This window comes from Paraburkholderia sp. 2C, assembly GCF_054589215.1.
Genome location: NZ_BAAILL010000050.1, coordinates 1 through 16,140, shown reverse-complemented (window position 1 = coordinate 16,140; position 16,140 = coordinate 1). Strand labels below are relative to the sequence as shown.

Sequence of the window (16,140 nt, the reverse complement as noted above, 5' to 3'; positions counted from 1 at the left end):
CGCAACCCGCAACCCGCAACCCGCAACCCGCACAACCGCGCAACCGCGCAACCGCGCAACCGCGCAACCGCGCAACCGCGCAACCCGCAACCCGCAACCGCAAAAACATAACGGAGCCTACTAACATGGCGATGCCCACTATCCGGCACGTGCGTGCCTTCGTCGTCCGCGGCGGCGGCGCCGACTATCACGATCAGGCCGGCGGCCACTGGATCGACGACCATATTGCGACGCCGATGGCGCGCTACCCCGAATACCGGCAAAGCCGGCAATCGTTCGGCATCAACGTGCTCGGCACGCTCGTCGTCGAAATCGAGGCGAGCGACGGCACGGTCGGCTTCGCGGTCACGACGGGCGGCGAGATCGGCGCGTTTATCGTCGAGCGGCATCTCGCGCGTTTTCTCGAAGGGCAATGCGTGACCGACATCGAGAAGATGTGGGATCAGATGTACTTTTCGACGCTTTATTACGGCCGCAAAGGCATCGTGCTCAATACGATCTCGGGTGTCGATCTCGCGTTGTGGGATCTGCTCGCGAAGGTGCGCAAAGAGCCGGTGTACCAACTATTGGGCGGACCGGTGCGCGACGAACTGCAGTTCTATGCGACCGGCGCGCGGCCCGATCTCGCCAAAGAGATGGGCTTTATCGGCGGCAAGCTGCCGCTGCAGCATGGCCCCGCCGAAGGCGAAGCGGGCCTGAAGCAGAACATCGAGCGCCTCGCCGATATGCGCAGCCGCGTTGGCGACGACTTCTGGCTCATGGTCGACTGCTGGATGAGCCTCGACGTCAACTATGCGACGAAGCTCGCGAAAGCGGCGCACGAATATGGGCTCAAATGGATCGAGGAAGCGTTGCCGCCCGATGACTACTGGGGTTACGCCGAACTGCGCCGCAACGTTCCGCGCGGCATGATGGTGTCCACCGGCGAACATGAAGCGACGCGCTGGGGCTTCCGGATGCTGCTCGACATGCAATGCTGCGATCTGATCCAGCCGGACGTCGGCTGGTGCGGCGGCATCACCGAGCTGATCAAGATATCGGCGCTGGCCGATGCGCATAACGTGCTGGTCGTGCCGCACGGGTCGTCGGTGTACAGCTATCACTTCGTGGTGACGCGGCATAACTCGCCGTTCTCCGAGTTCCTGATGATGGCGCCGAAGGCCGATGAGGTCGTGCCGATGTTCACGCCGCTGCTGCTCGACGAGCCGGTGCCCGTGAATGGCCGGCTGAAGGTGCCGGACACGCCTGGCTTCGGCGTGCGGTTGAATCCTGAATGCGCGCTTGCGCGGCCTTATCCACATTAAACGCGCCCACATTAAAAGCGCCACACTAAAGCGCCCACCGAAAGCGCCGCGCTAAAGCACTAAGGCATCGAAATCAGTCAAACGAAGGAGACAGTTGTGCTGCTGAAAGACAAGGCGGTGATCGTGACCGGCGGCTCGCGCGGCATCGGCCGGGCGATTGCGGTGGCATGTGCGAAGGACGGCGCGGACGTCGCGATCAATTACTGGGGCGACAACGATGCATCGTATAACCGCCGCTCCGCGGTCGCGGAAGTCGTCGACGAAATCAAAGCGCTCGGCCGCCGCGTGATCGCGGTCGAAGGCAACGTCGCCGATCGCGCGACGGGACCCGAGCTCGTGCGCCGCACGGTCGAGGCATTCGGCAAGGTCGACGTGCTCGCGAGCAATGCGGGCATCTGCCCGTTTCACGCGTTTCTCGATATGCCGGCCGACGTGCTCGAAACCACCGTGGCGGTGAACCTGAACGGCGCGTTCTTCGTGACGCAGGCCGCCGCGCAGCAGATGAAAGCGCAGGGCACAGGCGGTGCGATCGTCGCGACGAGCTCGATCAGCGCACTAGTTGGCGGCGGCATGCAGACGCACTACACGCCGACGAAGGCCGGCGTGCATTCGCTGATGCAATCGTGCGCGATCGCACTTGGACCGTACGGCATTCGCTGCAATTCGGTGATGCCCGGCACGATCGCGACGGACCTGAACGCAGAAGACCTCGCCGACGAAGCGAGGAAGGCGTACTTCGAAAAGCGCATTCCGCTCGGACGGTTAGGCCGTCCCGACGATGTCGCCGATTGCGTCGTGTTTCTCGCGTCGGATCGGGCGCGCTATGTGACGGGCGCGGCGCTGCTCGTCGATGGCGGCCTGTTCGTGAACCTGCAATGAAGCGTGCTCGACGCGGTGCTCGACGCGGTGCTCAATGCGCAGACGCGATCTTTGGTATAGCGCGGCTCGCCGGCGCCACGTCGCCGGCCGTGGACGCATCGCGCTTTAGCGTGAGCGAATGCTGACGCAGCAATTCGACAAAGCGCACAGCCGGCTCGGCAAGCGGTTCTTCCTTGCGCGTCAGAATGCCGAAGCCCGCCAGGCTCTTGCCGATTTCAACCGGCAACGCGACGAGCAGCTTGCCGCGCACGTGATCGCGCACGACCGATTCGGGCAGCATCGCGACCGCGTCGTAGTTTTCGAGCAATTGCAGCGTCGCGAAGATCGATGCGCATTCGGTGAGGTTGGCGGGCGTCGTCAGCCCGGCGCGCGCGAGCTCTTCTTCGAACAGCACGCGCGCGGGACTCGAAATCGGCTGTGCAACCCATGGCCAGTCGATCGTTTCGGGCAGCGTAAGCCTGGCGCGTTTCGCCAGCGGATGCACGGCGCGCACGACAAGCAGCAGCGTTTCGCGCGCGAGCGGTTCGAAGCTGAAATCGTTGTGCTGCAGCGGATTTGTCAGGCGCCCGAGCGCGAGGTCGATCTCGCGGCGGTGCAACAACTGCACGACCTGGTCGCTCGTTTCGCCGAGGATGCAGATGTTGAGCAGCGGCCGCTCGGTTTTCAGCGTCGCGACGGCCATCGCGAGCAGATCGGGCGCGGCGCCCATGATCGCGCCCACGGTGAGCTGGCCGTGGCCGCCTTTGCGCTTCACCTCGAGGTCGTCGGCGAAACGCGTCAGTTCGGCCAGGGCGCGGCGCGCATAGGCGAGCGTGACGACGCCAAGCGGCGTCGGCTGCATGCCGCGCGCATTGCGTTCGAACAGCAGAAAGCCGAGTGCTTCTTCAATATCGCCGAGCATCCGGCTCGCGCTCGGCTGCGCGACGTTGATGGCGTCGGCGGCCTGATGGACGTTGCGCGTGTCGTCGAGCGCGACCAGCAACGCAAGATGTTTGAACTTGAGCCGATTGATAAGGGCGACGGTGGCGGGGTTCTGGCTCATGAGGTGTGCGATCCGGTTTCGGTATCGCCCTATCCGAACAACGGATTGAGAGGCTATCGACGCCCGAATTATAGTCGCTGCATACGCGCGACCGCGAAAGCGCCCGGCAACCGCGGCAGACGGCACCCGCAAGCCTTGATCAGGCACGAAAGACCGAACGGGAGGGAGCAGGACATGGAGCGCGAAATAGACAGCAACACGGAGACAATCGCTTTCCGAATGGTGCTGAACCCCGGCATGCGCGACGAATACGAACGGCGCCATAACGAAATCTGGCCCGAGCTTGTCGATGCATTGCATCATGCAGGCGTGCGCGATTATTCGATCTACTACGATGACGCAACGCACCATCTGTTCGCGGTGCTGACGCGCACCTGCAATCACTCGATGGACGAACTGCCGCATCTCGATGTGATGCGCAAATGGTGGGATTACATGGCGGACATCATGCAGACCGCTCCCGATCACACACCGTCTCAGCAGCCGCTTTCGCGCGTATTCCGGTTGCGCAATGCCGATTCGCCGCACGCCCGGCGAATCGACGCACTCAACAGATAAAGGACGCTCCATGCAAGTGGTCGACCCGCACATTCATCTGTGGGACCTGAAGACGCATCACTATCCGTGGCTGGCGAACCCGGGCGTCTCGTTTGTCGGCGATGCGCGCGATTTGCGGCATGACTATCTGCTTGCCGATTTGCTTGAGGATGCGCAGCCCGTCGAGGTGTTGAAAGTCGTGCACGTCGAGGCGAATCACGATCCGGCGGACCTCGTCGAAGAAACGCGCTGGCTGCAGCAGGTGGCCGATGAACCTTCATCGCGCCGCATGCCGAACGGCATCGTCGCTGGCATCGATCTTGGCGCGCCGGACGCGGCACATGTGCTCGAAGCGCACGCGGCGTTCGCCAACACGCGCGGCGTTCGGCAAATACTGAACGTGCATGAAGACAGGCTGTACGACTATATCGGCCGGCATCTGATGCGCGATGCGGCCTGGCGTGCGAACTTCGCGCTGCTGCGTCAGTACCGGATGTCGTTCGATATGCAGCTGTATCCGTCGCAAATGGACGAGGCGGCCGCGCTCGCACGCGAACATGCGGATACGCAGTTCATCGTCAACCACACCGGCATGTTTGTCGATCGCGACAGCGTGGGCGGGTATCGCGCGTGGCGTGAAGGCATGCGCAAGCTGGCGGGCTGCGCGAACGTCGCGGTGAAGATCAGCGGGCTGGCGATGTTCGATCACCGCTGGACGGTCGAGAGCTTGCGGCCTTATGTGCTGGAAACGATCGATGCGTTCGGCGTCGAGCGTGCGATGTTCGCGTCGAATTTTCCGGTCGACCGGCAGTTCGGTGCGTATGCGGATTGGTGGAATGCGTATGCAGCGATTGTCGGTGGCGCGAGCGACGCCGAGAAAGCCGCGCTGTTCGTGCGCAACGCCGAGCGCGTTTACCGCATCTGATTATCGGATCGGATGCCGAATCTTTGACGGAGCCTTGATAGAAGCGCAAGGCAACCGTAACAACGCGGCACACACACGATGCTGCTTGCGGGAGGAGACAGGCCGTGCAGCAACACACCGACGCGGTGCCGAGGCTGGAACTGAAACACGCGAGCAAATCGTTCGGGCGGGTTCGCGCGCTCGCCGATGGCGCACTCGTCCTATGGCCCGGCGAAGTGCACGCGTTGCTCGGCGAGAACGGCGCGGGCAAGTCGACGCTCGTCAAGATTCTCGCGGGCGTGCATCAGCCCGACACCGGCGAGCTGTCTATCGACGGCACGCCGCGTCGCTTCGCGACGCCGGCCGAAGCGCGCGACGCGGGCCTTGCCGTGATCTATCAGGAACCGACGCTGTTCTTCGATCTGTCGATTGCGGAGAACATTTATATGGGCCGCCAGCCCGTGGACCGCATCGGCCGCATTCAATACGATGCGATGCGCGACGAAGTGAATGGTCTGCTTGCCTCGCTCGGCGTCGATCTGCGCGCCGACCAGCTCGTGCGCGGGCTTTCGATTGCGGACCAGCAGGTCATTGAAATCGCCAAAGCGCTATCGCTGAACGCAAGCGTGCTGATCATGGACGAGCCGACGGCCGCCTTGTCGCTGCCCGAAGTCGAGCGGCTTTTCGCGATCGTGCGCAAACTGCGCGAACGCGACGTCGCGATCCTGTTCATCACGCATCGCCTCGACGAAGTGTTCGCGCTCACGCAGCACGTCACGATCATGCGCGATGGCGCGAAAGTCTTCGATGCGCGGACGTCGGCGCTGACCACCGATCAGATCGTCGCGAAGATGGTGGGCCGCGACCTCGAAACGTTTTACCCGAAGGCCGACGTCACGCCCGGCGAAGTACGGCTCGCCGTGCGTGACCTGACGCGCGTCGGCGTGTTCAAGGACATTTCCTTCACCGTGCGCGCGGGCGAAATCGTCGCGCTGGCCGGCCTCGTCGGCGCGGGACGCAGCGAAGTCGCGCGCGCGATCTTCGGTATCGATGCATATGACTCAGGCGAGGTGCTGCTCGGCGGCAAACGGCTGGCGCCCGGGCGTCCCGCCGCGGCTGTGCGCGCCGGGCTCGCGCTCGTGCCGGAAGACCGTCGCCAGCAGGGCCTTGCGCTCGAACTGAGCATCGCGCGCAATGCGTCGCTGACGGTGCTGGGGCGCCTCGTTCGTCATGGGCTTATCTCCACGCGCAGCGAAACACAACTTGCGACACATTGGGGCAAGCGGCTGCGCCTGAAGGCCGACGATCCGGGCGCGGCGGCCGGGACGCTTTCGGGCGGCAACCAGCAGAAAGTCGTGCTCGGCAAATGGCTCGCGACGAACCCGAACGTGTTGATCATCGATGAACCGACGCGCGGCATCGATGTGGGCGCGAAGGCCGAAGTGTATGGCGCGCTATCGGAACTCGTGCGGAACGGCATGGCCGTGCTGATGATTTCGAGCGAGTTGCCCGAAGTGCTCGGCATGGCCGATCGTGTGCTCGTGATGCACGAAGGACGGATCAGCGCCGAAATCGCGCGTGCCGATGCAAGCGAGGAACGGATCATGAGCGCGGCGCTCGGCCAGGGCGCCGCTCAATGGGGGCATGCCGCATGATGCGCCATTCGTCGACCCATGCCACACCGGTGCAGCCGCCGGCGGAAAAGCGCATCGCGCCGCGTTCCGGCGGCTTCATCGGCAGCATCGCGAAGCGCCGCGAAACGACGCTTTTTGTCGTGCTGCTGTTGCTGATCGTGGGCACCGCGCTCGCGCGGCCGCAATTCCTGAATCTGCAAAACCTGCGGGATGTCTTGCTGAATGTGTCGATCGTCAGCTTGCTGACGGCGGGGATGACCGTGGTGATCCTGATGCGCCATATCGACCTGTCGGTGGGCTCGACAGTCGGCATCAGCGCATATGCGGTCGGCAGCCTGTACGTTGCGTTCCCGCATATGCCGGTGCTCGTCGCACTGGCCGCGGGGCTGGCGATCGGCCTCGTGGCGGGCGGCATCAACGCGCTGCTCGTCGCGGTCGGCCGCGTGCCTTCGTTGGTCGCGACTTTGTCGACGCTTTATATTTTCCGGGGCGCCGACTACGCGTGGGTGCATGGCGGGCAAATCAACGCGACGAGTCTGCCCGATGCGTTCTCACGGCTTGCTACCGGTGCGGCGTTCGGCATTCCGACGCTCGCGCTGATCGCCGCCGCGGTGTTGATCGCGCTCGGTGTCTATCTGAAGCATTTCCGCGGCGGCCGCGAGCATTACGCCATCGGCTCGAATCCGGAAGCGGCGCGGCTCGCAGGCGTCAATGTCGAGCGGCGCGTGATGTCGGGCTTTCTGCTGTCGGGCGCGATCGCGGGCTTTGCGGGCGCGCTATGGCTGGCGCGCTTCGGCACGGTCGACGCGAGCACGGCAAAGGGCATCGAACTACAGGTGGTCGCGGCCGCGGTGGTCGGCAGTGTCGCGATTACGGGCGGCGTCGGTACGATACTCGGCGCCACGCTCGGTGCGCTTGTGCTGGGCGTGATCAGCATCGCGCTGGTCGTGCTGCACGTGTCGCCGTTCTGGGAGCAGGCCATCGAAGGCGCGCTGATCGTCGCGGCGATCACCGTCGATACCTTGCTGGCCCGCTCCGTCGCCAAACGCATGATGAGGAAACGCGATCATGGCTAAACCCGATTCCGCGCTGCTCACGCGCAAGCGGCAAACGCCGCTGCGCTGGGAGACGCTGCTTGTGATCGTGCTCGCGCTGTCGCTGGTGCTCGGCCGCGTGCTGTCGCCCGTGTTTCTGACCGGCGCGAATCTGTCGAACGTGCTCGCCGATCTGACCGAGATCGCGTTGATGGCGCTGCCGATGACGCTGATTATCGTGTCCGCCGAAATCGACCTCTCCGTCGCATCGGTGCTCGGCGCATCGAGCGCGCTGATGGGCGTGCTGTGGCATATGGGCTTGCCGATGCCCGCGGTGATCGTGCTCGTGCTGGGGTTCGGCATGCTTGCCGGGCTGTTGAACGGGCTCGTGATCGTGAAGCTGAACCTGCCGTCGCTGGCGGTCACGATCGGCACGCTTGCGCTGTTTCGCGGGCTTGCCTATGTATTGCTCGGCGACCAGGCCGTCGCGGATTTTCCGCCCGGCTACACCGCGTTCGGCATGGATACGCTTGGCGCCACGTTTATTCCGCTGCCGTTCGTGATCGTCGTCGTCTGCGCCGTGCTGTTCACCGTGCTGCTGCAGGCCACCGCGTTCGGCCGAAGCCTCCATGCGATCGGCGCGAATCCGACGGCCGCCGCATTTTCGGGCATCGAAGTGGCGAAGATCCGGCTCAGCACCTTCGTGCTGTCGGGGGGGATGAGCGCGCTGGCCGGTATCGTCTATACGCTGCGCTTTACGAGCGCGCGCGGCGATAACGGCGAAGGGTTCGAGCTTTCCGTGATTGCCGCGGTGCTGTTCGGCGGTGTCAGCATTTTCGGCGGACGCGGTTCGATGATCGGCGTGCTGCTGTCGCTGCTGATTATCGGCGTACTGAAGAATGCACTGACGCTCGACGACGTATCGAGCGAAACACTGACCATCGTCACCGGTGCGTTGCTGCTTGCGTCGGTGCTGATACCGAATCTCGTGGCGCGCTGGCGTGCAATGCGCGACCGGCGCTTTCTTGCGAAGTCCGTTGCGAAGTCCGCGTCTTCGCAAGCGGCCAGTTGAAAAGCGCAGTGACACGGTAGTGACCGATATCAACCACCCGGGCCCGCACGGTCCGGTCATTCCAGCGAGGAGACAGAAAAATGCATGAACCCCTGCGGTATGCGAAAACTGCGGCGAAAACCGCGGTGTCCGCGGCGCTGCTATGCGCGGCGATGCTTGGCGTCGCGAGCGCCGCGCACGCGGCCGACGTGAAAAGCGGCCTGAAGATCGCCTTCGTCCCCAAGCAGATCAACAACCCGTACGAAGTGATCGCCGATGACGGCGGCATGGCCGCGATCAAGGAATTCAAGGGCGATGGCAAGGTCGTCGGTCCATCGGATGCGGGCGCGTCCTCGCAAGTGTCGTACATCAACACGTTGATCACGCAACGGCAGAACGCCATCGTGATCGCCGCGAACGATGCGAATGCGCTCGTGCCGTATCTGAAGAAAGCGATGTCGCAAGGCATCAAGGTCGTGACGTTCGATTCGGACACGGCGCCGGACGGACGCCAGCTGTTCGTCAACCAGGCGAACGCGGAGAGCATCGGCCGCGGGCAGATTCAGCTCGTGTCGAAGCTGATGGGCGGCGAGGGCGAGTTCGCGATCCTGTCGGCGACGCCGAACGCGACCAATCAGAACACGTGGATCAAGTGGATGCAGGAAGAGCTGAAAAAGCCCGAGTATTCGAAGATGAAGCTCGTGAAGATCGCGTACGGCAATGACGACGACCAGAAGTCGTTTGTCGAAACGCAAGGTCTGTTGCAGGCGTATCCAAACCTGAAGGCAATCGTTGCGCCGACCTCGGTCGGCATCGCCGCGGCCGCGCGTTACATCTCGACCTCGTCGAGCAAGGGCAAGGTTGCGGTGACGGGCCTCGGCACGCCGAACCAGATGCGCGCGTTCGTGAAGAACGGCACGGTGAAGGCATTCCAGTTGTGGGATCCGGGTCAACTCGGTTATCTCGCCGCGTATGCGGCGGCGAATCTCGCATCGGGCACGATCAGCGGCAAGGAAGGCGAGTCGTTCGAAGCGGGCAAGCTCGGCAAGCGCACGATCGGCGCGAACGGCGAGATTATTCTCGGACCGCCTACCACGTTCGACGCGAGCAATATCGACAATTTCAACTTCTGACACCGGCTGGCCGCTACAAAGCGGCGAACGGGTTGAACGCCGATGTCAAGGACGAGCCGCGCAGGCCTGCTGCGCGGCTTTTTTATTGAATGAGGCGATTGGCCTGCGCGTACCGAATGATGTCCGCGTTCGTTTCGATACCGAGTTTGCGCATTGCCTTGCTCTTCTGCGTGGCAACAGTGGAGATCGAACGGTTCAGGCGCGCCGCGATTTCCGTGAGCGACAGTCCCGCTCCATAAAGGCGGACCACTTCGAGTTCCTTCACCGTCAGTAGCGAACGTACAGAAGGTTCGTGCGTCGTTACGTGCGGACCACGAAGTATGTCCTGCACGCTGGCGGACCGGAACGGCTGCCGATGCACCGCGACGTCGAGCACGGCTTCCGTGAATACGCCGACGCTTTCGGACTTCGACACGATGCCGGCAATGTCCATCTGATCGAGTTCATGCAGGATGTCGCGATTGTGAACCATCGTGAATACCATGACCGGAATGGCCGGATAGAGCCGTTTCAGGCGCCTCACCAGATGCAATCCATCGTCATCGGCTTGCTCGCTGTACATCAAAAGATCGGTGACGATCAGATGCCATTCACCCGTTTGCAACGCATCGAGTAGTTCGGTACCTGAAGCGATGCTCGCGGCGACGCGCATGCCTGCGATGCGGCTGATTGCTGCAGCGACCGCGTGGCGGATCACCGGATGATCGTCGGCGACGGCGATCCGGATCTCGCGTGATACTGGTTCATTGGAGAGGACGCACATGCTTGGGGCGGTGCATGACCGCGGCGTTTGTAACGCGGCGATTCTAGCGTTCGATCGCTGCTTGTGCAGCGAAGTGACGATATTTTACGGATCGTCGGTAAAGAATAGAAGAAGTCCTATAGATCGTCGCGGGGGCATTGCAGATACTTCTGCGCGTCCGGAGCGTACTGTAAAAGAAAGGATTCCGGATGGTCGTATTTATCCATTCCGGGCAGGACTCGAGCGATGGGAAACCGGCCGCGACATATTGCGGCTGTCGTCCCGTAAGCGGCGCGACGAGCTGGCCGGTGCGCATCTCGAAAGGCTGATCGATCGGCGGTTGCATTTCGGCCGGCGGCGCCGGCGCGCCGAGGCACGGCCCGAACTGAACGCGGTCGCCGTCACGATTGCGCGGAAGATGGCCGAGTCGAAGGCGCAGGCCGATCGTCGCACGGCTGCCATTGAAAGCCGATACCGCGACGCTCGATACCGACGATATTGCGGCGATAGGCACGTGGCTGATGGGGCAACGCGACGACGGCAAAGTACCGGCGGATAAGGGAAAGTAAAAGCGGGTAAGGGATAACGCGAATGCGTGCCGCGCAGGGAGCCGCTGCCGGCGCGACCCCGATGCGGTAAGCTCAATGCTTGCCGCAATAGACGGCAAAGTAAAAAGACACAGGAGGCGACATGCGCAAGCTACGCTCGCAGAGCTGGTTCGGCAGGGACGACAAAGATGGCTTTATCCACCGCTCGTGGATGAAAAATCAGGGTATTCCGCACGACGAATTCGACGGCCGGCCCGTAATCGGCATCTGTAATACATGGTCCGAGCTTACCCCATGCAACGCGCATTTCCGCGAGCTGGCGGACTACGTGAAGCGCGGCGTGCGCGAGGCGGGCGGCCTGCCGCTCGAATTTCCGGTGATGTCGCTCGGCGAATCGAACTTGCGGCCTACGGCGATGCTGTTTCGCAATCTCGCGTCGATGGACGTCGAGGAATCGATTCGCGGCAATCCGATCGACGGCGTGATTCTGCTCGTCGGCTGCGACAAGACCACACCGGCCTTGCTGATGGGCGCGGCGTCGTGCAATCTGCCCGCGCTTGCCGTATCGGGCGGTCCGATGCTCAATGGCCGCTTTCGCGGCGGCACGCTCGGCTCGGGCACCGGCGTCTGGCAAATGTCCGAGGAAGTGCGGGCGGGCACGATGACGCGGCAGGAGTTCGTCGAAGCCGAATCGTGCATGAACCGCTCGCGCGGCCACTGCATGACGATGGGCACGGCGTCGACGATGGCGTCGATGGTCGAATCGCTCGGCATGGGGCTGCCGCACAATGCGGCGATTCCCGCGGTCGATGCGCGCCGCCAGGTGCTCGCGCATCTGGCCGGGCGCCGCATCGTCGACATGGTGCGCGATGACCTGACGATGGACAAAATCCTGACGCGTCAGGCATTTGAAAACGCGATTCGCACCAACGCGGCAATCGGCGGCTCGACGAATGCGGTCGTGCATCTGCTTGCGATTGCGAAACGCATCGGTGTCGAACTGACACTCGAAGACTGGGAACTCGGTTCCGAAGTGCCGTGTCTCGTGAACCTGCAGCCGTCCGGCGAATTCCTGATGGAAGACTTCTATTACGCGGGCGGCTTGCCCGCGGTGTTGCGGCAGCTCGGCGAACAGGGGCTGTTGCATCGCGATGCGCTGACCGTCAACGGCAAAACGATCTGGGACAACGTGAGCGACGCGCCGAATTACAACGAGCAGGTCATCACGTCGTTTGCGAAGCCGTTCAAGCCGCATGCGGGCATCGCGGTGCTCAAGGGCAACCTCGCGCCGAACGGCGCGGTGATCAAGCCATCGGCGGCGACCGAATCGCTGCTCCGGCATCGCGGCCGCGCGGTCGTGTTCGAAAACGTCGAGGAACTGCACGCGAAGGTCGACGACGAGTCGCTCGATATCGATGAAAACTGCGTGATGGTGTTAAAGGGCGCGGGGCCGAAGGGCTACCCGGGTTTCGCGGAAGTCGGCAATATGCCGCTGCCGAAGAAGGTGCTGCAAAAGGGCATTACCGATATGGTGCGGATCTCCGACGGGCGCATGAGCGGCACCGCGTATGGCGCGGTGGTGCTGCATGTATCGCCGGAGGCAGCGGCGGGCGGCCCGCTCGCGCTCGTGCGCACCGGCGATATGATCGAACTCGATGTGAAGGCGCGCAGGCTGCATCTCGAAGTGTCCGATGAAGAACTCGAACGCCGGCGTGCCGCCTGGCAGGCGCCTGAATTGCCGAAGCGCGGCTATTACCGGCTTTATGTCGAGCATGTATTGCAGGCGGATCAGGGCGCGGACCTGGACTTCCTGGTCGGCGCAAGCGGTGCGCCGGTGCCGCGCGATTCGCATTGAGCGGCGCGAACCGTGAGCGCCGTTGCCGGGACCTCTTCGCTGCCCGCCGGTATGTGGCCGGTGTTATACGCGTACTTCGACGCGCAGGACAGGCTCGATCGCGACGCGATGCGCCGCCAGGTCGACGCGACGATTGCAGCGGGCGCAAGCGGCATCGTGATCCTCGGTCTTGCGACCGAAGTGAACCGGCTGTCGCTTGAAGAAAAGCATGCGTTGATCGATTGGGCGGCGGCGGATATCGCATCGCGTGTGCCGTTGGCGGTGACGATTACCGGCGATACGGTCGATGCGCAGGCTGCGTTGGCCGACTATGCGGCGCAACGCGGCGCGACCGGCCTGATCTTGCAGCCGCCTTCGACGCGCGGGCAGCCTGAGTCATTCTATTTCGACTTCTTCGCGGCGGTGATGCGGCGCACGCATCTACCGGCCGGCATTCAGAATGCGCCCGAGTATCTGGGCGTCGGCTTGTCCGTACAATCGATCGTCGCGCTTGCGGCGCAATGTCCGCAGTTTCGCTGGCTGAAGGGCGAGGGTCCGGCGGTAACGATCCGCGCGACGATCGAAAGCCTGCGCGCTTTGGGTCAGGCTTTGCCGGTGTTCAACGGCAGGGGCGGCCAGGAACTCGTCGACAATCTGCGCGCGGGTTGCGCCGGGCTGATCGTCGCGCCCGATACGTTCGACTGGCAGGCGGCGATCTATCAGGCGTTTGCGGAAGGCGATACCGCGCGTGCGGAAAGCTTGTATGCGCAACTATTGCCCGCGATCGTGTTCGTGATGCAATCGCTCGATACGCTCACGTGTTACGGCAAGCGCATCGCCGCGTGGCGGATGGGGTTCGACGTGGCGCACGATCGGGGCGTTGTGCCCGCTGCGTTTGGGCTCGAGTGCGCGCGGCGGTTCGCGGCGAGTCTCGGTGAGTTCGGCGACCGGCGGCGGTAGCCTGCGACAGGCCGCACCAGACCTTGATAGCGGCTCGACACAGCCGCGTCATAGGCCTCGTATTGCGAAGGCTTCCGCGTATTTCACTGCGTTCGAGCCATCCCACAGACGGCCATCGATCAACACCTGCGGCGCTTGAATATCCGGCACCCTCACGCCGACGTTTTGCGCCGCTTCACGATAGAGTTGCGTCTGGTTGATCCGCGCGGCGATCTGCGCATAGTCGTCACGTGCGTCAATCATGCCCCAGCGCTGATACTGCGTGAGAAACCACACACCGTCATCGGGCCGCGGATAGTTCACCTTACCGCCCGCGAAGAAACGGACCGGCAAACGCGCGCCATGCCCGGTTTCATGCTGCAGCCGCGGCGCGATCATCTCCACGGGTACGCCGATAAATTCAGGCTGCGCGAGCCGCCGTGCGATTTCCGCGCAATGCCGGTCGTCGTCGAGCCAACGGCACGCTTCGAGCATCGTTTGCACGAGCGCGCGCGACGTATTCGGAAAACGGCTCACGAAATCGCGCCGGCACGCGAGCACCTTCTCCGGATGATCCGGCCAGATTTCGCTGCTATAGACGACCGTCGCGCCGACGCCTTGCGCCTGCGCCACGGCATTCCACGGTTCGCCGACGCACAGGCCATCGAGGCGGTCCTCCAGCAGCGCATCGACCATCAACGGCGGCGGAATCACGACGCTTTCGATATCGCGCAACGGGTGCACGTGTTGTGCGGCGAGCCAGTAGTACAGCCACATCGCGTGCGTGCCGGTCGGGAACGTCTGAGCGAACACGGGCTTGCGGCCGAGCGTCGCAAGCGCTTCGGGCAGCGTGCGATGCGAGGCAAGCGCCTCGGTCAGGCGTCGGGACAGCGTAATTGCCTGGCCGTTGCGGTTCAGCACCATCAGCACGGCCATATCGGTTTGCGGTCCGCCAAGGCCGAGCTGCACGCCGTAGACGAGGCCATACAGCGCGTGCGCGGCGTCGAGATCGCCGGAGATGAGCTTGTCCCGCACGGCGGCCCACGACGGCTGACGCACGAGTTCGAGCGTCAGCCCATGCGCGTGGCCGAATTCGTAGAGTTTCGCGGCAACGAGCGGCGCGGCGTCGCTGAGCGCGACGAAGCCGAGGCGCAGATGGGTTTTTTCGAGGCGGCCCGGCGAGGCGTGCGGCGTGCGCGCCGTGTCCGGTCCAAGCGAGTGTGCGGATTCAGTCATAAGCGGCCCATCATTCCGGCAAGCCCGCCGACGCAACGATCTGACGCGCGACGTCGACGAGTTTGATGCTCTGGTCCATCGCGCGTTTGCGCAGCATCGCGTACGCGGCGTGCTCGGTCATTTTCTGACGCTCCATCAGCACGCGTTTCGCACGGTCGATCAGCTTGCGCTCGGCGAGTTCGTTTTCGGCCTGCGCGAGACGTTCGCGCAGTTGGGATTCCTGTGCAAAGCGCGCAAGCGCCACTTCGAGAATCGGTGCGAGGCGTTCGGTGGCGAGACCTTCGACGAGATACGCGGTGACGCCCGCGCCCACCGCATCGCGAATCAGCTGCTGGTTCGCGTCGTTGCTGAACATCAGCACGGGGCGCGGCGCGGTCGCGTTCATCACCGCCAGCTGTTCGAGCGTATCGCGCGACGGCGATTCGGTATCGATGATGATCACGTCGGGCCGCTCGCTTTCGACCGTGCGGTGCAGCGCCTGCGGTGTCGCCATGCCGGCCAGCATTTCGTAGCCGAGTTGCGCGAGCGTTTCGCGCAATTCGCCTATCGGCTTGTCGGTATCGGTCACGAGCAGTACACGCAGCATGGTCTTCCAGTTCGATTCTTCAGTCGCGCGGGGCGCCGCGTTGCGCGGCTTCGCGCCTGTCTTGTCGCGCGCGTTGCCGCTGGCGTTGTCGCTGGCGTTGTCGCTCTCGGCCGCATCTGCAACATTAACCTGCGACGGCAGCGGTGTCGACGAGCCGTTTCAGCTCCGGCAGGCACGAACCGCAGACTGTGCCACAGCCGAGCTTTGCCTTCAGCTCGGGCACGGTTGCGCCTTGCGCAATCGCCTCGTTGATGCTCGACGCCTTTACCTGCATGCATCCGCAGACGACACGATCGCGCACCACCGGTTCGGCGCGCAGGCTCGCGAATGCGGCGAAACGCGGTCCGCTCCACGGCTTCGCCTCGCGTAATCTTGCCAGCAATGCGGCGCCGTTGGCGGTGTCGCCGGCCAGCACGAAGCCGTCGATCACGTTGTCGCGCCAGATGGCGCGCCTGTCCAGTCCGCGCCGCGCGTCGCGGTATTCGAGCGTGTCGTCGCCGGACGGCAGCTCCAGTGCCGCGTAGACGCGCTCGAGCCACCCCTGCGGCGCGGCGGTGTGCGCGGCGCGCAGAACCAGCAGATCGTCCGCGTCGAATGTCACCGATGCGTACGCGCAGTCCTTAAGCAGCGGTTGCAGCGCCGCCTGCAGCGCGAGCGTGTCGCCGCGGCGTGCCGCGATCATCCGCCACGGCAGGTCGGCGCGCTCGATGCGCACCGCCGCATGCTTCAGTTCGGGC

The 16,140-nt window shown here is 63.8% G+C and carries 15 protein-coding genes; 10 read left to right on the top strand and 5 right to left on the bottom strand.

What is annotated here, in order from left to right; genetic code table 11:
* Positions 1 to 125 precede the first annotated feature (125 nt).
* Positions 126 to 1,304, top strand: a complete 1,179-nt coding sequence (rhmD, locus tag ACYPXD_RS26975; protein WP_459718592.1) for an L-rhamnonate dehydratase — start codon at positions 126 to 128, stop codon at positions 1,302 to 1,304.
* Between the two features lie 96 nt (positions 1,305 to 1,400).
* Positions 1,401 to 2,183 carry an SDR family NAD(P)-dependent oxidoreductase gene (locus tag ACYPXD_RS26970; protein WP_459718589.1) on the top strand — a complete coding sequence of 261 codons (783 nt, stop codon included), beginning with the start codon at positions 1,401 to 1,403 and terminating at the stop codon, positions 2,181 to 2,183.
* A 31-nt stretch (positions 2,184 to 2,214) separates the two neighbouring features.
* On the opposite strand, the gene ACYPXD_RS26965 is transcribed toward ACYPXD_RS26970, so the two are convergent.
* A complete protein-coding gene (locus ACYPXD_RS26965) occupies positions 2,215 to 3,225 on the bottom strand; it encodes a LysR family transcriptional regulator (protein ID WP_459718586.1) in 1,011 nt (336 codons plus the stop codon).
* Between the two features lie 174 nt (positions 3,226 to 3,399).
* Here ACYPXD_RS26965 and rhaM point away from each other — a divergent pair, with 174 nt between their 5' ends.
* The 6 genes from rhaM (at position 3,400) to rhaS (ending at position 9,518) form a co-directional block, all read left to right on the top strand.
* Positions 3,400 to 3,783 carry an L-rhamnose mutarotase gene (gene rhaM, locus ACYPXD_RS26960; RefSeq protein WP_459718583.1) on the top strand — a complete coding sequence of 128 codons (384 nt, stop codon included), beginning with the start codon at positions 3,400 to 3,402 and terminating at the stop codon, positions 3,781 to 3,783.
* Between the two features lie 10 nt (positions 3,784 to 3,793).
* Positions 3,794 to 4,687, top strand: a complete 894-nt coding sequence (locus tag ACYPXD_RS26955) for an amidohydrolase family protein (RefSeq protein WP_459718580.1) — start codon at positions 3,794 to 3,796, stop codon at positions 4,685 to 4,687.
* A 104-nt stretch (positions 4,688 to 4,791) separates the two neighbouring features.
* On the top strand, positions 4,792 to 6,321 hold the full coding sequence (locus ACYPXD_RS26950) for a sugar ABC transporter ATP-binding protein (protein ID WP_459718577.1): 1,530 nt from the start codon (positions 4,792 to 4,794) through the stop codon (positions 6,319 to 6,321).
* Complete coding sequence (locus ACYPXD_RS26945; protein ID WP_459718574.1) at positions 6,318 to 7,376, top strand: ABC transporter permease; 1,059 nt, start codon at positions 6,318 to 6,320, stop codon at positions 7,374 to 7,376. The genes ACYPXD_RS26950 and ACYPXD_RS26945 overlap by 4 nt, the downstream gene beginning before the upstream one ends.
* A complete protein-coding gene (locus ACYPXD_RS26940) occupies positions 7,369 to 8,406 on the top strand; it encodes an ABC transporter permease (protein ID WP_459718572.1) in 1,038 nt (345 codons plus the stop codon). The genes ACYPXD_RS26945 and ACYPXD_RS26940 overlap by 8 nt, the downstream gene beginning before the upstream one ends.
* Positions 8,407 to 8,486: 80 nt before the next feature.
* Positions 8,487 to 9,518 carry a rhamnose ABC transporter substrate-binding protein gene (gene rhaS / locus ACYPXD_RS26935; RefSeq protein ID WP_459718569.1) on the top strand — a complete coding sequence of 344 codons (1,032 nt, stop codon included), beginning with the start codon at positions 8,487 to 8,489 and terminating at the stop codon, positions 9,516 to 9,518.
* 82 nt (positions 9,519 to 9,600) lie between these two features.
* Here the strand turns inward: rhaS and ACYPXD_RS26930 are convergent, their stop codons facing one another.
* Positions 9,601 to 10,281, bottom strand: a complete 681-nt coding sequence (locus ACYPXD_RS26930) for a response regulator (RefSeq protein ID WP_459718566.1) — start codon at positions 10,279 to 10,281, stop codon at positions 9,601 to 9,603.
* Between the two features lie 669 nt (positions 10,282 to 10,950).
* On the opposite strand from ACYPXD_RS26930, the gene ACYPXD_RS26925 reads away from it, so the two are divergent.
* Both ACYPXD_RS26925 and ACYPXD_RS26920 read left to right on the top strand, forming a co-directional pair.
* Complete coding sequence (locus ACYPXD_RS26925; protein WP_459718563.1) at positions 10,951 to 12,663, top strand: IlvD/Edd family dehydratase; 1,713 nt, start codon at positions 10,951 to 10,953, stop codon at positions 12,661 to 12,663.
* Positions 12,664 to 12,675: 12 nt separating this feature from the next.
* Entirely contained in the window at positions 12,676 to 13,602 is a 927-nt protein-coding gene (locus ACYPXD_RS26920; RefSeq protein ID WP_459718559.1) for a dihydrodipicolinate synthase family protein, read from the top strand.
* Positions 13,603 to 13,650: 48 nt separating this feature from the next.
* On the opposite strand, the gene ACYPXD_RS26915 is transcribed toward ACYPXD_RS26920, so the two are convergent.
* The 3 genes from ACYPXD_RS26915 to ACYPXD_RS26905 all read right to left on the bottom strand — a co-directional run.
* Positions 13,651 to 14,817, bottom strand: a complete 1,167-nt coding sequence (locus ACYPXD_RS26915) for a CmpA/NrtA family ABC transporter substrate-binding protein (RefSeq protein WP_459718556.1) — start codon at positions 14,815 to 14,817, stop codon at positions 13,651 to 13,653.
* Positions 14,818 to 14,827: 10 nt separating this feature from the next.
* The gene (locus ACYPXD_RS26910) at positions 14,828 to 15,403 is read right to left on the bottom strand and encodes an ANTAR domain-containing response regulator (RefSeq protein ID WP_459718553.1); all 576 of its coding nucleotides are present in this window, start codon (positions 15,401 to 15,403) and stop codon (positions 14,828 to 14,830) included.
* Positions 15,404 to 15,527: 124 nt separating this feature from the next.
* On the bottom strand, positions 15,528 to 16,140 hold a 613-nt coding region (locus ACYPXD_RS26905), incomplete at its 5' end, for a (2Fe-2S)-binding protein (RefSeq protein WP_459718550.1).